Annotated in this window: 12 protein-coding genes and 2 pseudogenes; 9 read left to right on the top strand and 5 right to left on the bottom strand. The window is 67.6% G+C overall.

The genetic code is table 11. The features are described 5' to 3' along the window. Nucleotides 1–11 precede the first annotated feature (11 nt). Entirely contained in the window at nucleotides 12–3209 is a 3198-nt protein-coding gene (locus tag ADL12_RS23550) for an alpha-L-rhamnosidase (protein WP_062704822.1), read from the top strand. Between the two features lie 217 nt (nucleotides 3210–3426). Here ADL12_RS23550 and ADL12_RS57775 read toward each other — a convergent pair whose 3' ends face one another. Continuing rightward, entirely contained in the window at nucleotides 3427–3540 is a 114-nt protein-coding gene (locus ADL12_RS57775) for an MHS family MFS transporter (protein WP_167364428.1), read from the bottom strand. Nucleotides 3541–3781: 241 nt separating this feature from the next. Here ADL12_RS57775 and ADL12_RS23555 point away from each other — a divergent pair. Next, nucleotides 3782–4117 (top strand): annotated as a pseudogene (locus tag ADL12_RS23555) (ankyrin repeat domain-containing protein). Here ADL12_RS23555 and ADL12_RS52950 read toward each other — a convergent pair. Continuing rightward, nucleotides 4089–4569, bottom strand: a pseudogene (locus ADL12_RS52950) (transposase). The pseudogenes ADL12_RS23555 and ADL12_RS52950 sit on opposite strands and share 29 nt — an antisense overlap. Nucleotides 4570–4773: 204 nt before the next feature. Here ADL12_RS52950 and ADL12_RS23565 point away from each other — a divergent pair. Continuing rightward, complete coding sequence (locus ADL12_RS23565; RefSeq protein ID WP_062704824.1) at nucleotides 4774–5832, top strand: vWA domain-containing protein; 1059 nt, start codon at nucleotides 4774–4776, stop codon at nucleotides 5830–5832. Between the two features lie 243 nt (nucleotides 5833–6075). On the opposite strand, the gene ADL12_RS23570 is transcribed toward ADL12_RS23565, so the two are convergent. After that, on the bottom strand, nucleotides 6076–6924 hold the full coding sequence (locus ADL12_RS23570) for an ABC transporter permease (RefSeq protein ID WP_062704826.1): 849 nt from the start codon (nucleotides 6922–6924) through the stop codon (nucleotides 6076–6078). A 42-nt stretch (nucleotides 6925–6966) separates the two neighbouring features. Continuing rightward, nucleotides 6967–7992: an ABC transporter substrate-binding protein gene (locus ADL12_RS23575; protein WP_062704832.1), complete on the bottom strand. Its 1026-nt coding sequence runs from the start codon at nucleotides 7990–7992 to the stop codon at nucleotides 6967–6969. 292 nt (nucleotides 7993–8284) lie between these two features. On the opposite strand from ADL12_RS23575, the gene ADL12_RS23580 reads away from it, so the two are divergent. The 5 genes from ADL12_RS23580 to ADL12_RS23595 all read left to right on the top strand — a co-directional run bounded on the left by ADL12_RS23580 (nucleotide 8285) and on the right by ADL12_RS23595 (nucleotide 13471). Then, nucleotides 8285–9070 (top strand): ABC transporter ATP-binding protein, encoded by a 786-nt coding sequence (locus tag ADL12_RS23580; protein WP_062704833.1) that lies wholly within the window; start codon nucleotides 8285–8287, stop codon nucleotides 9068–9070. Continuing rightward, nucleotides 9067–10011 (top strand): LLM class F420-dependent oxidoreductase, encoded by a 945-nt coding sequence (locus tag ADL12_RS23585; RefSeq protein WP_208614601.1) that lies wholly within the window; start codon nucleotides 9067–9069, stop codon nucleotides 10009–10011. Before ADL12_RS23580 ends, ADL12_RS23585 begins: the two co-directional genes overlap by 4 nt. A gap of 424 nt (nucleotides 10012–10435) precedes the next feature. Continuing rightward, nucleotides 10436–11647 carry a S8 family peptidase gene (locus ADL12_RS23590; protein ID WP_062704834.1) on the top strand — a complete coding sequence of 404 codons (1212 nt, stop codon included), beginning with the start codon at nucleotides 10436–10438 and terminating at the stop codon, nucleotides 11645–11647. A gap of 527 nt (nucleotides 11648–12174) precedes the next feature. Beyond that, complete coding sequence (locus ADL12_RS58565; RefSeq protein ID WP_079052228.1) at nucleotides 12175–12420, top strand: outer membrane protein assembly factor BamB family protein; 246 nt, start codon at nucleotides 12175–12177, stop codon at nucleotides 12418–12420. 502 nt (nucleotides 12421–12922) lie between these two features. Then, the gene (locus tag ADL12_RS23595; protein ID WP_062704835.1) at nucleotides 12923–13471 is read left to right on the top strand and encodes a GNAT family N-acetyltransferase; all 549 of its coding nucleotides are present in this window, start codon (nucleotides 12923–12925) and stop codon (nucleotides 13469–13471) included. 85 nt (nucleotides 13472–13556) lie between these two features. On the opposite strand, the gene ADL12_RS54190 is transcribed toward ADL12_RS23595, so the two are convergent. Next, nucleotides 13557–14042 (bottom strand): hypothetical protein, encoded by a 486-nt coding sequence (locus tag ADL12_RS54190; protein ID WP_159053260.1) that lies wholly within the window; start codon nucleotides 14040–14042, stop codon nucleotides 13557–13559. Nucleotides 14043–14315: 273 nt separating this feature from the next. Between ADL12_RS54190 and ADL12_RS54195 the strand changes: the two genes are divergently transcribed. Continuing rightward, complete coding sequence (locus tag ADL12_RS54195) at nucleotides 14316–14639, top strand: hypothetical protein (RefSeq protein ID WP_159053261.1); 324 nt, start codon at nucleotides 14316–14318, stop codon at nucleotides 14637–14639. Nucleotides 14640–14775: the final 136 nt, after the last annotated feature.

Here is a 14775-nt window from a genome sequence, read left to right on the forward strand (position 1 = left end):
AGGAGTGAGGTATGTCCGCAGAGCCGCACGGTGACATGAGCCGCAGACAAGTCATCGGGACCGTTGTAGCAGGGACGGCCGGACTGGCGCTGCCCCTCGCGACCGCCGCCCCGGCCGCCGCTGCCGGACCCCGCCGAGCGACGGTCGACCATCTCGCCGCCAACGGCCGGAGCGACGAGCCGCTCGGCGTCGACGACCCGACGCCGCGGCTGAGCTGGCACGTCACCCATGCTCCGGCCGGGTGGCGACAGGCCGCGTACCGGATCCGGGCGGCACGCGGCACGCGCGAACTGGCTGCCGGCCGGTACCTGTGGGACTCGGGCGAAGTCCGCTCGGACGCTCAGACCGACATCGCGTGGGGCGGAGATGCGCTGCGGTCCCGTCAGTCGGTCGTGTGGCAGGTCAGGGTCTGGAGCACACACGGTGACATGACCGACTGGAGCCGTCCCGCCTCGTGGGAGATGGGACTGCTGCAGCGTGGCGACTGGGGCGCGGCCCAGTGGATCGAGTGTCCCGGCCGGGACGTCGGTGATCCGCTGCCGATCTTCGCGCGTGCGTTCACGGTCGGCCGGCGGCACGGGGCGAAGATCACCAAGGCCCGCCTGTACCTGTCGGGGGTCGGCCTTCACCACGCCACGCTCAACGGCAAGGCCGTGACCGACGAGGCGCTCGCACCCGGCACCTCCAACTACCAGCTCACCACGGAGTACCGCGCCCATGACGTGACGCATCTGATCCGCCCAGGCACCAACACCCTGGGCGTCGAACTGGGGCACGGAACCGCCCTGGTCACGCGCTCGGTCACCAACCCGGCGACCGGTCGCACAGCCCCGTACAGCTGGTGGCAGAGCCAGTTCAAGGGCAGCGGAACGCTGGCCGTGCCGGCCGCCGCCGGGGACGCCGCCGTCAAGGTGAGCAACGTGACCGGCTATCACATCGGCGGCACGATCAACATCGACACGGGCGACGGCGGTGAGCGGCTGGAGTCCCGTACGATCACCGCGATCGGTACCGCGGGCCCGGACGGTACGGGCATCAGTTTCGAGCCGCCCCTGAGCGCCGCCCACGCGGCGGACGCCGAGGTCACCGGATCCGGGAACTCCCTCGCCAGTACGGATCCGAGCGCCGGCGCCGCCGTGACGCCCCGAATGATCGCCCGGCTGGAGATCACGACAGCGGACGGCTTCACCGAGACGATCGTCAGCGACCGGACGTGGCAGGCGGCGCTCGGCGCGACGACGACCGCCAACTGGTACTCGGGCTCCGACTACGACTCCCGCCGGGAGCAGCCCGGATGGACCGCCCCCGGCGCCGACCTGGGCGCGACGGCGAAGCGCCGCGACGGCTCGCCCGTTGGGTGGATCGACGCGGGTATCGCCCCGCCTCCCAACCTGACAACGGATCTTGTCTGGCGGGCGGGTGAGCCGGTGAAGGTCATGGACCGGATCCGCCCGGTCGGTGTGACGCAGCCTCAGCCGGGTGTGTGGGTGTTCGACTTCGGTCAGGCATTTGCGGGCTGGCCGCAGCTCAGCGTCGACGGCAGCGTGCCGGCCGGTACGACGATCAAGATGCTCCCGGCCGAATCGCTGGCCGCCGACGGTACGGTCGACCAGGCGTCCATCATGGGCGGCGGCGGACGCCGGGGCACTGACATCTTCGCCGCGTACACCACCCACGGCGACCCCCACGGCGAGAGGTGGCACCCCCGCTTCCACTACTCCGGCATGCAGTGGGTCCAGGTGACCGGCCTGCCGGAGGGCTACCGGCCGACGACCGACACGATCACAGGTCTGCAGCTGTACGCGGACACCCCGGTGGCCGGCCACATCCGGACCTCCAACGACCGCATCAACCGCATCCACCGCATGGCCCGTTACTCGATCACGAGCAACACGATGTCGACGTTCACCGACTGCCCCGGGCGGGAGAAGCTCGCCTACCCCGCGGACTACCTGCAGCCCTTCGGCTCCCTGCACCGGAACTTCGGCTACGCCGCCTACCTGCGCACGATGCAACGCCACCTGGCGGAGGGGCAGTCCAAGACCGGCGACAACATCGGCAACGTCGCGCTCAAGGCGCCGGTGTACGACTGGGGCTACCTCGGCCGGTTCGGCGACGAGATCAACTGGGGCAAAGGAATCGTCCTGGTGCCGTGGTTCCTCTACGAGACCTACGGCGACACCTCGACGATGGCCCGGTACTACTCCCAGATGCAGGCGTTCCTGCAGTACATCAGGACCAGGAAGACGGGCACGGGCGCCGACGCACACATCGTCGACGCCGCACTGGCGGACTGGATCGCGGCCGAACCCACCTCGGGCCGCATCACCGGCACTTGGGGATACCACCAAATCGCCGACCGGATGGCCAAAATGGCCGCCCTGCTGGGACGGGACGCGGACGCGCGCGAGTACCGTGACCTCGCGGCCACCATCAAGGCGGCGTTCAACACCGCGTTCTACAATTCCGCACTCGGCCGCTACACCAGCCAGGGCGACGCGGGCACCACCGGCGCGACCCAGGCCGCCCAGGCCCTCGCGCTCGACGAGGGACTGGTCCCCGAAGACGAGCGCAAGCGGGTCCTCGACGCACTGGTCGAGCTGATCCACGGCTTCCAGCCGTACGGCGGCGGACCCCACCTCAGCGGCGGCACCATAGGACTCGCCCCGACCGTGCGCGCGCTGACGGCCGCCGGCCGCGACGATGTGCTGTGGGACGTGCTCCAGGAAGACACCCGGCCCAGCTACGGCTTCTTCATGGCACCGACCACGGCGAACCCCGGCGGCCTGACGACCATCCCCGAGCACTGGGGCATCGACGCCTCGAAGAACCACATGATCCTGTTGCAGATCGAGGAGTGGTTCCACAGCGGCCTGGCCGGCATCCGGCAGGCCCCAGGCTCCGTCGGCTACCGCGACCTGGTGATCGATCCACGCGTCGTCGGCGACCTCACCCAAGCCGAAGGGAGCTACCAGACCCCCCACGGCAAGGCGGCAACGGAATGGACCCTCGACAAGGGCATCTTCCGGCTCACGGTCGAGATCCCCCCGAACACCACGGCCGAGGTACGCGTGCCGACGGGTGACCGCACCGTGCACGCGACCCCCGAGGGCGCGCAGTTCCAGCGCAGCGACGCCGACCGGGCCGTCTACCGCGTTCCATCGGGGACGTATGTCTTCACCGCGCGCAACGTACGCCCCGCGTCATAGCCGCCATGCACGCCGACGACGAGCGTGACCTCTGCCCCATGACCGAAAGCTGAAGGGAGAACAGCCGTGCCCGCAGGCCACGTTGTACGGACGAGGGCGCGGTGTGCGGGTTGACCGTGATCCGCAGGCCTGTCAGGCGGCGGCGCGCTCCGATCGGGACGACGTGGTCGAGTACGTGCCGCTCGACGAGGGCCGGAATCATGGAAAGCCGCAGGTCCTAGCCCTGATCGAATGAGTTGTCGTACCGCTCGATGGTGGTGCCTATGAGGCTGGCGGCGACGATGCCACGGAGGTTGTTCGGCGTCGGTGGAGCGGATGCTGGGGACGTCATGTACGCCACTTCCTCGTGTGCGGTGGGGACGGTTACGTGTCGCCACACCGTAGGAACATGCAGGTCAGGAGCACATGTGGCGGGACAACATAGTTCGGCGTGCGGCTATGCGCGTGCCCACCATGCCCCGCCTTCGGATCTGCTCTGCTCTAAGCGACCGGGCCAGGGCTGCAGATCGATCAGTCGTGCCAAAAGGTTCTTCGTCCGCTGGTGGTCATCACGGTGGCGGTTGAATGCCTTGGTGAGCGACTACTGGACACCCGCCCATCACGCGGTCGAGTACGAGGATGTGGAGACTCTGGCCCGGCTACTGGCCGACGGCTCCGATCCCAATGAGGTCTGAAGCAATATGACGCTGCTGACACATTCGATCGACGTCGAGGGCGACAGCTCCCTGCAGAGTGGGCGACCGTTGACTGTGCATACCACTGCTGTGCTGCTGGCCTTTGGTGCTGATCCGGGGCTTGCGGATCCAGACGGTGACACCCCCATGGACATGGCGAATCGCTACGGCCATGACCTGGCGGTGCAGTTGCTGCGAGCCCACATCAGCGGGCGAGCCGCCGGCAGCAGATGAGGCTGCAGGCGATACCCGTGAAGGCGAGGAAGTGCTCGGCCTTGCGCTCGTGGCGACGCCTTGTCGGCATGGAGCTTTGCGGGTCTGCGACGTCGGGGGCCCCGGCGGGACCGGAACCGTCGGTATGCCCTTCACGAGCGGGATCGGGGCCTGGCTGTCATGGATGTTGGCACCCGCATGGTGCGCATGTTCACCAGTTCGTCGAGGACCAGGCGGTGGAGCTTCGCCCCCACCCTGGCCTTCGTCCACTCCGTGAAGCGGCGGTGAGCCGTCGCTCCGGACGGACCGAACGATGCAGCAGGCAGCTGCTGCCAGGTACAGCCGGACGTCGCAACGAACACGATCGCAGCCAGAACCTCACGGGCACCGTGCCTGCGCCGGCCACCGCCTTGAGGCCGCGTGGGCGCCTCCGGCGTCACACGCTGGAACAGCTCCCACAACTCCTCCGGCATCAGCCGCTCAACGATCCCGCAGGTTGCTTGGAACCAGCATGATGGTCCGCTTCCAGTGAGCTGCGATGGGCGATCGCCGGGCGCTTCCTGGGTGCCGGACACGACGCTGGATACAGGCAGGTGATGGAGCGTCAAAGGCCGTTGTCAGTGCCTCCCCATAGAGTGGAGACATCACTCGGGGAGCCTCGAAGGGGGAGCACAAACATGCCCGCAAACAAGATTCAGCACAAGGTGAATCACGTCGCGCTGGTGGTGGACTGTTCGGGTTCAATGCGTCCGCACCAGAGCCAACTCATTCGAGTTGTGGACGAGTTCGTGGCAGGGTTGAAGGCCGAGTCGGACAGCCTCGGCCACGAGACCCGGATCAGCCTCTATTCCTTTGATCACAGGGTGGAGAATCTGGTCTGGGACATGGACGTGAAGCATCTGCCGTCCATGCGCGGGCTGTACCAGGTCAACAATGGCGCTACGGCCCTCATCGAGGCTTCTCTGAAGTCCCTGGACGACCTGGGCCATATCTGGGAGGAATACGGCGAGCACAGCTTCCTCCAGATCGTTGTGACGGACGGCGAGGAGAACGCCTCCGGCGGCGACAGGCGGCACGACGGCGACATGGCCATCCTCGGCCCCTGGCTCGACAGGATCACGGCGAAGATGGGCGGGCTGCCGGGGCATTGGACTTCCGCGATCCTCGTTCCGAACTCCCTGGCCAAGCGGACCGCCCAGAACTACGGCTTCCCGGCCGGGAACATCGCCATCTGGGATGCGGATTCCCAGAAGGGTGTCGAGGAGGCGATCGGCACCGTGCGCGCTGCCGCCACCAGCTTCCTGCGCGGGCGCGAGCAGGGGGTGCGTGGCACGAAGAACCTGTTCGCCGTCGGTCAGGACATATCGGTTGACGAGGTGCGGGCGAACCTCGAACCGATTCCGGCCGACAAGTACCGGCTCCTGAAAGTGGACAAGGAGGTCGAGATCCGTCCCTTCGTCAACTCGCATCCAGGCGTGACGTACGAACGTGGTTCGTGTTACTACCAGCTGGGCGCCCGAGCTCAGGTTCAGCAGAACAAGGAAGTTATCGTGGTCGAAAAGGACACCGACCGAGCCTATACGGGCGACGCGGCACGCAGCCTTCTTTTCGGTACGGACATCCAGGGGACCGTCTCCGTGAAAGCGGGGAACAACCCCAAGCTGGAGGTATACGTACAGAGTCGTTCGGTGAACAGGAAGCTCAAGCCGAATACACGTCTGCTCATCATGCTCTGAAACCAATCTCTGAAATCAATCTCTGAAATCATTGAGTGAAGAGCAGGGTGGACCGGGAGCAGCTCACTCCCGTTGCTGGAACCCGCCGTGAGCAACAGAGGTTCGCCCCGTGCGGTCACCGACCGCACGGGGCGGCACGAAAGCATGGTGTCCGCCTCTTTCGGGCGTCGATGTCCGCGAGTGGACTCCGATGGCCGGCGTGCCATCTCTCCCGAGATGGACCCAGCCACGAGCCCAGCCGGTTCAGCCGCGCGAGGTGGTGTCCCTGACCCAGGGCAGCGCGAACCGTTCCAACAACACCAAAGCGAAGTAGAGCAGGATGCTCATCAATCCGATCAGGATGATCGCGGCCCAGGCGGTGGCGGTGTCGCCGACCCCACCCGCCTGCACGATCAGATAGCCCAGCCCGGACTCACCTGCCTGGAACTCGCCGATGACAGCGCCGATCGCAGCGAGAGGCATGGCCACCTTCAGACCGACGAAGATCTGCGGCAGTGCGGCGGGCAACCGTACCTTCCGGAACGCCTGCCAGCGCGAGGCGTCCAGCGAGCGCGCCAACTCCGCCAGGTCGGCCGGGGTCGACGTGAGGCCGGTCGCGGTGGACAGCACGATCGGGAAGAAGCAGAGCAGGAAGACCATGGTCAGGACCGGCTTCGGCCCCCAGCCGAGCGCTCCCACCAACAGCGGCCCGAGCGCGATCTTCGGAACCGCGTTGACGGCGACCAGCAGCGGCGTGAACATTCGCTCCAGTACCCGCGAGCCCGCCAGTGACAGTCCGATCAGAACACCGCAGGCGCTGGAGAGGACGAACCCGACAACCGTCTCCACCGTGGTGTCGCCGGCATGGTCCAGGAACCGGACCGGGGCTGCGGCGAACGCCGAGAGCACGGCACCTGGCGGAGGCAGCACAGCCGGGTGGATCACCTCCAGCACGGAGGTGAGAAGCCACCACACGCCGAGCGCGATCAGCAGCCCGGCCAAGGGCGGCAGCGCGACACCGAGGCCCGTCCTGCGCCGTGGACCGACTCGCGGCCCGGGCACCGGCTCCGGGCCCGCCGCCGAGCCCTGCTGCGGCTTCGACAGTTCGGTCATCCCGTCCTTCTCCCAGCGCGGTCCTTCTCCAGCGCGGCGCGATCAGGCTTTCGGCACCAGGTCGAAGTCGATGATCTGCTCAGGGGTCATTCCTGGCCGCAGCGCGCCCGCTCGCTCCAGGATCGCGATGCTCCTCGCGACACGCGCGGAGTCCAGCGTCCCGATCGCCGTGCCGGAACCGCCCGGCGTGACGTACTCGGCCATCAACTCCAACTCGGCGGCCGCGGCGGTCGGGTTCGTGGCGTCCACGTTCCGCTCAAGGATCTCGGCGGCTTCCTTCGAGTTGGCGAGGCTGTACTCCAAGCCCTTGAGCAGCGCATTGGTGAACCGCTTCACCATCTCCGGATCCTGTTCGGCGATCTTCTTCGACGTGATCAGCACGTTTCCGTAGAGGTCGGGTATCACGTCGCTGTACGGCAGCAGGACGGCCTTCTTCTTGGTCACGGCCTCGATGGTCGGCTTACCCACCACGAACTGGCCGATGCCGTCCACCGAGCCGCCGGCGAGCGTGCCCATCAGGGTCTGTGCCTCGCCGTTGACCCAGGTCACCTTGTCGGCGTCCACTCCGGCCAGTCGGGCGTACGTCGGGAAAAGGTTGCGTACGACCGAGCCGGGCGTGTCGGCGAGTCGTTTGCCCTCGAGGTCCTTCGGAGTGGCGATGCCGTTGCCCTCGGTGGTGGCGATCGCGGCCATGGTGCGCTGCTGGATGGCAGCCACCGCGACGAAGTCCTTCGCCTGACCGCTGCCCATGTGCAGCAGACCTCCCGTCAGGTCGATCGGGCCGAACTGCGCCTGGCCACTCACGACGGCCGGAATCACGCCGCCGGTGCCCTGGCCCGGCTTGATCTCTACGTCGAAGCCGGCCTCTTCGAAGAACCCCTTGTCCTTCGCGACCCAGGCGTACGCGTCCCGCCCGAAGTTGCCGAACGAGGTCAGGTAAGTCACCTTCTTCAGTGCCTTGCCGTCTTCACCGGCCCCTGCGTCGGAATCCGAGCCGCCACATCCCGCCACCAGCGCCAGCGCTGTGGTCAGGGCTACCGCGGCGACCGTACGGGCGAACCTGATCATGCGCACAGTGTTGTCCTTTCCGACCGCCGACTGTGCCGGCGGAGGGGCGTCGAGACAGACGAGACAGACGAGACCGAACGGCGTGACTGAACCGCCGCGAGCATGACACTTAGTGCGGGGCAACAGCGTACGAGGGGAGGGTAGTTGTGGGCCAGGCGTGGGCCAGATGTGGGGCATCGGAGCATGCGCCGACAGAACGACAGGTACCGCCGAGCGCCCTGCTGCGGGTAGCCTGACTGGGCGTTACGAACCGGCCGACATGGCGATCACCAGTGGATGGGGAGACCGCCGGATGATCAGACTCACCGGCGTGTCCCGGAGTTTCACCAGCCGGTCCGGTTCCACGGTGGCGCTCCAGGACATCGGCCTTCACATCGCCGAGGGCGAGTTCGTGGCGGTGGTGGGCCGGTCCGGTTGCGGCAAGTCCACACTGCTCCGGCTGATCGCCGGGCTACTGCCGGTCACCGAGGGCGAGATCGCCATCGGCGGCGAGCGAGTGACCGGAGCCCGGCGGGATGTCGCCATGCTGTTCCAGCGGCCGGCGCTGCTGCCTTGGCGGTCCGTCCTCGACAACGTCCTGCTTCCCGTGGAGATCTTCGGCTGGAACAAGGCCGAGTACCGCGACCGGGCGAAGCGGTTGCTGGAGACGGCCGGCCTGGGCGGCTTCGAGAAGCACCCACCGCACGAGCTCTCCGGCGGTATGCAGCAACGTGTCGCACTGTGCCGGTCCCTGATAGGCGAGCCACGGGTACTGCTCATGGACGAACCGTTCTCCGCACTCGACGCGCTGACCCGCGCGGACCTCGCGGTGGAGCTGCAGCGTATCCACATCGAAAACTCGTCAACAGTCGTCTTCGTCACCCACTCGATAGACGAGGCCGTGGTGCTCGCCGACCGGGTGGTGGTGCTCAGCCCGCGCCCGGGCCGGATCCGCAAGATCGTCGACGTCGCCATTCCCCGGCCGAGGACGCTGGGCCGAACCGCGTACCTGGGCGAAGTTGCCCGGTGCAGCGCCGATCTGCACGAGCTGCTGATGGAACGGGACACATCCACGTCGGCTGAAACGGAGGGGCGATGAGCCTGCGGATCTGCGTCTTCACCGAGCCGCACCGCGGCGCCGAGTACGAGGATCAGCTGCGCTTCGCGCGACTCGTCGAAGCCGGCGGGTTCGAGGGCTTCTTCCGGGCCGACCACTTCCGGACGATGGGCGCCGATCCCGGGCTGCCAGGCCCTACCGACGCGTGGCTCACGTTGGGCGCGCTCGCCCGGGAGACCTCCCGGATCCGGCTGGGCACCCTGGTCACCTCGGCCACCTTCAGGTTGCCGGGCCCGCTTGCCGTGATGGTGGCTCAGGTCGACCGGATGAGCGGAGGGCGGGTCGAGCTGGGCCTCGGCGCGGGCTGGTACGAACGGGAACACACCTCGTACGGCATCCCGTTCCCACCCGCCCCGGAGCGGTTCGACCGGCTGGAGGAGCAGTTGGCGGTGATCACCGGCCTGTGGCGGACACCGGTCGGTGAGAGCTTCAGCTATCGCGGTGACCACTACCAGCTGGTCGACGCGCCTGCCCTGCCGAAGCCCGTGCAGGTGCCGGCGCCGCCGATCATCGTCGGGGGCCGCGGCCCCAAGCGCACCCCGGAGCTGGCCGCTCGGTATGCGGACGAATTCAACATGCCCTTCAAGTCGGTGGCGGAGACTGCCCGGGCGTACCAGCGGGTTGCAGAGGCGTGCGACCGGACCGGACGGGCCGGCGCCGGTCAGCCACCGCTGCTGCTCTCGGCCGGGGTCGTGGTCGCCATCGGCCGTACCGAGGCGGAGGCGCAACGGCGGGCCGCCCCGCTGCATGTCAAGAGCGCGCTGCCGCCGGAGGATCCGGTGGTCGGATCCCCGGCCCAGCTCGTGGAGCGGCTCGGCGAGTTCGCCGCGATCGGCGCAAGCCGTATCCATCTGCGACTGATCGACTTTCACGACCTCGACCACCTGGAACTCATCGCCGGTGAGGTGCTTCCGCAGCTGTAGGGCGTGCTGTTGTGGATCCGCGTACACGGGGCTGGTGAATGCCTGCAGGTCAGGCGCACGTGTTGGGGGGCAACATAGTTCGGCGATCGTCTGTGGGTACGACAACCATGCCGCCTCTGCTCTTACCCGCGACACTGCGCGCACTGTGCAAGGTGACGCTCAGCCCCACCGAACGTGAGCAGACGGTGGAGCAATCGGCACAGATAATCCTGGACCGTTCCTTGGTGATTCAACCAGCGTTCAGCGCTGCACATTTGCGCTCGGGTTGCTTCGAATGTGCGTGAATCCCGTGGAGGTCGACCATTCGCCGGACGTCGGGGTCGCATCGAGAGATTGATCTGCTCGCGACAAGTCGGCACTCTCCTGAGCACGCGCAGCGCTGCCGTTCGAACGCAAATCCCCCCACTTCACGAGGAGACCCCTCTTGACGGCGCATCACAAACGCTCAGGCAAGGCCAAGATCGTCACCGCGATCGCGGCCGTCGCAACCGTCGTCGGCACCGGACTTTACGTGTCCCCCATTGCTCAGGCGGGACAGCCCGCGGAGGGCACGGTCTACGGTCTGAACGCCGAAGGAGCCGTGGCCGGCAGCTACATCGTCCTTCTGGACCAGAAGGCGTCCACGGCCGAGAAGCGGGATCTGGCCGCCGAGTACGGTGGCAAGATCAGCCGGACCTACGGCTCGGCGGTCAACGGCTTCTCCGCCGGCAGTCTGACCGAGACGGAGGCCAAGCGCCTCGCGGCCGACCCCGCGGTGTCCAAGGTGGTCCAGAACAAGAAGTTCCACATCAGTGCCACCCAGGACAACCCACCGTCCTGGGGCCTGGACCGCATAGACCAGCAGGACACGGCCGCCGATGGCAAGTACACCTACCCGGACAAGGCCGGGGAAGGAGTGACCGCGTACGTCATCGACACCGGCGTACGCATCAGCCACAAGGACTTCGAGGGCCGCGCCGCCTCCGGCTTCGACGCAGTCGACAACGACGACACGGCCGACGACGGCAACGGCCACGGCACCCATGTGGCGGGAACCATCGCCGGCGCCTCCCATGGTGTGGCCAAGAAGGCCAAGATCGTCGCGGTTCGCGTGCTCGACGACAACGGCTCGGGCACCACCGAACAGGTCGTCGCCGGCATCGACTGGGTGACCCAGAACCACCAGGGCCCCTCGGTGGCCAACATGAGCCTCGGCGGCGGCGCGGACCCCGCTCTCGACGAGGCGGTCAAGAAGGCCATCGCCTCCGGCGTCACTTTCACGGTCGCCGCCGGCAACGAGTCGGCGGACGCGGGGCAGAGTTCACCGGCCCGAGTCTCCGAGGCCATAACGGTGGCGTCCAGCACCAAGGAGGACGCCCAGTCGGACTTCTCCAACTTCGGCTCGATCGTGGACCTGTACGCGCCGGGCTCGGACATCACCTCCGACTGGAACGACAGTGACCAGGGGACCAAGACGATCTCCGGCACCTCCATGGCCGCCCCCCACGTCACGGGAGCCGCCGCCGTCTACCTGGCCGGTCACCCGGACGCCACTCCCGCCGAGGTCGCCACCGCGCTCACCGGCGCGGCAACCGGCGACAAGATCACCGACCCGAGCAGCGGAACGCCCAACAAGCTGCTGAAGGTGACCGAGTAGATCCACAGTAGATCTGCACAGGACACCGGGCCCGGCGGTGCCGCCAGCGCGTGCGCAGAGGCATCGCCGGGCCGTGTCGTGGCAAGGGGCGGTGCCCTGCCCGACAACTGGCGGCGCCGCGTTCCACCTGGCGTGACGGAGTTTCGCCTTGGGAGCGGGGTCAACACCGGGGCGTAAACCGTGCCCGCTGGCTGGCCGGGGACCGGGTCTCGGTGTCGCGATGGCGGACAGTGCGCACCGGTGATGCAGGGGCACGCCGAGGCATCCGCGTTGTGGCCATCCACCATCACGGTGGTCGCGGTCACGGTTCATCGCCCCGCTCGCGGACGGCCTGCCCGCGTAGGCTCAACATCGTTGAACCGCGAGGGGCTTGGAAGGCGGGATCATGTGGCGTGAGGAGCTGATCCGGCCGCCGCCGGAGCTGCTGAAGGAGCACGCCTGGCTGGCGGCGCAGCGGGTCGCCTAGGCCACATTCAGCGGTGTTCCGCGTACGACGAAGTCGTTTACCGCGCCACCGGCAACGGCGCATGCCGGCCCTCCTCGGGACACAGCTGGTCTACCCCACCCGCTTCGGAGAGGTGTTCGCCGTGGACACTCGTACCGGCGATCAACTCTGGCGGACCCACCCGCGTGCCGCCTCTCTCAAACGCCCAGGGAGTTCGCTGAGCCCTGTCATGGCCGTCAACGGCAGGCTGTATGCCGTCTCCGCCCGCAATAGCGTCTTCGCAGTCGACGCGAGCCCTGCCCCGCCCACCCCTGATTCGCAAATGTGATCCCCGCGCCTGCCGGGTCTGTGACAAGTGGCCCCGCTCCTGACACGAAGGAAGGAGAAGGTCGAGGTTCCCTCCGAACGGGAACATGAGCCGGCACTGCGACTCAACGAACCGCGCCTGCCCTCAAGTTCGCCCGCGACAGCCCTTCGGAAATGCTAAGGACGGGCATTCCTGCCGGTTCGGCTATCTCCCTTTCGAGGCGGTCGAGGTGGGCGTAGACCGCGGCCGGTTCCCAACCGGTGTCGGAGATTCCGTCGCAAGTTCGCGATTTCTGAAGGCGCAGGGCAGTGAACTTGCGGGTGTGCGGGCGGGATATCGGGGGTCGGGGACGTGGGTTCGAGCGCATGAGCGCAGGGTGGGGCAAGGAGGGGAAACCAATCGGTGAGGATGGATGTTTGGCTTGTCGGGCCCGGCTCCGTTGGTGAGGGTGAGGCCCGGGCCGGCGGGTTGATCGGTCGGCGAATCTTGATCGCTTCTGAGCCTGCTGGCTAGGTTGGCTGGCATGACCGACCCCAGAGCCCTCGCCTGGCCACCTGCCCCGATCAAGACCGAGCGGCTCGTACTCCGCGAGTCCGAGGCCCGGGACCGTGCGGCGGTCATCGAGCTGAACGCCTCGCCGGAGGTGGGCACCTACCTCGGTGGCCCTCGACCGCGCGCCGAGCTCGAACGCACGGTGCCCGAGGTGCCCGGGCAGCGCCCTGGCTTCTTCGTGGTCGAGCTCGACGGAGCGACGATCGGCACAATCCAGCTCGACCCGCACGACCCCTCGCCTTCGGGTAACCGCCGTCTGGAGGCCGGGGAGACCGAACTCGGCTACTTGTTCCTGCCGGAGGCATGGGGATACGGGTACGCCACCGAGGCGTGCTCAGCTGCACTCGACTGGTTCGCCGGCGCGCTGCACGATGAGCCGGTGGTGCTTTACACCCAGACCGCCAACGCCCGCTCGATGCGCCTCGCGGCGAAGCTCGGGTTCACCGAGCTGGAGCGATTCGAGGCGTACGACGCCGAGCAGTGGTTCGGCGTGTGGTCTTCGGTCACGCCGCCCGCTTGAGCTCGTGCTCGACAGCGAGGATCCACTGACCATCGAGCGGTGGTCGGCCTCGGCGTGGACAACAATCGTGTGCGCCTTACTTGGGCTACTGCTCAAGCGGTGTTGCGAGGAAGGCTCTGGCGGCGTCGGTGGCGGCGTAGCGCATCGCAGCGCGTTCGCTGATGCCGAAGACGGCGGCCAGGTGGAGGGCGTCGGGCCCGTGAGTGAGGGCCTCTTCGAGCTGCCGGTCCATCCGGATCTGGTTGAGCGTGACGCCGGTTTCGCGGAACTGATCACCGAGCCGGTGAGGACTGACGGGCTTCTCGTTCTGGGCGGTGTGCTCGTTGACGATGAGGTGGGGGTTGATGGTGTGCGGCCATCGCCGGTGGCGGTAGAAGAGGTACTGCGTGATGGTCCGTGCGGTGAGCGCGAGGATGAGCCGGCGCAGGGTGTGATGGCGTGGTCGACGAGGGCTTCGAGTTGTTCGGGTCGGAGCGGGGTCGGCAGGTTGGGGGTGGTGCTGCCGGTGCTGATGCGGGTGGTGGGGTCCCGGAAGAGGCGTCCCGTTCCTTTGGGGAGCTGGAAGATCCACCGGAGTCCGACGAGTGCCCGCTTGCGTTTGAGTCCGGTCAGGCCGGCGGTGGCGTCCTTGATGTCTTGGCGGGTGACCTCGCGCAGGTGCTGGCGCGGGTGGACCAGTCGATCAGGGCTGGGAGGGCGGCGTCGAGGTGGTTGTGGATGGTGTCGGTGGATCGCTGCTGGGTGCGCGGGCCGCCGTCGCGCAAGGCGGTAGCCCATAGCAGCGTGAGCAGGCCCGAGGAGATCTCCTACTACATTGAGGAATGCTTCCAGATCGCTAAGCAGGATGAGCCTCAACCAGCAGATCGTCGAGTTCGACAAGGGCATCCGGATGGACGGCGAGACACTCATCGGTATCGCACCCGACACCCACCCCGGTAGGGGCGGTGATAGGAACTCTGGCCACTGCGAGGTGTGTTGCGGGCGCTACCCAGGTCGCCCCACCGGCCGTCCCGTCACCCTGTCAACCGGAGCCCACCACGCTTCCGCCAAACCCAGCACACCGCCACCTGCGTGGGGCAGTGGTGCACTGGTGCACTGGTGCGAGGAGGACCACCTGTCGCTGAAGGCCATCGCGGACCGGGAAGGAACGCGTGCGCCGTGGGTGTGATGGCGGGCGGTCGGACCTGGCGGTGAGGTGGTCGCGGGGAAGGCTGATCCAGGCGAGCGCGGTGAGCGAGCCGTCCACCGCCGCCCCGCGTGAGCCCTGTCTCACCTGGGCAGCGCCACTTGGCTATGCAACGAGT

Origin of the sequence: Streptomyces regalis, from assembly GCF_001509475.1 — a bacterium.
Lineage (GTDB): Bacteria > Actinomycetota > Actinomycetes > Streptomycetales > Streptomycetaceae > Streptomyces > Streptomyces regalis.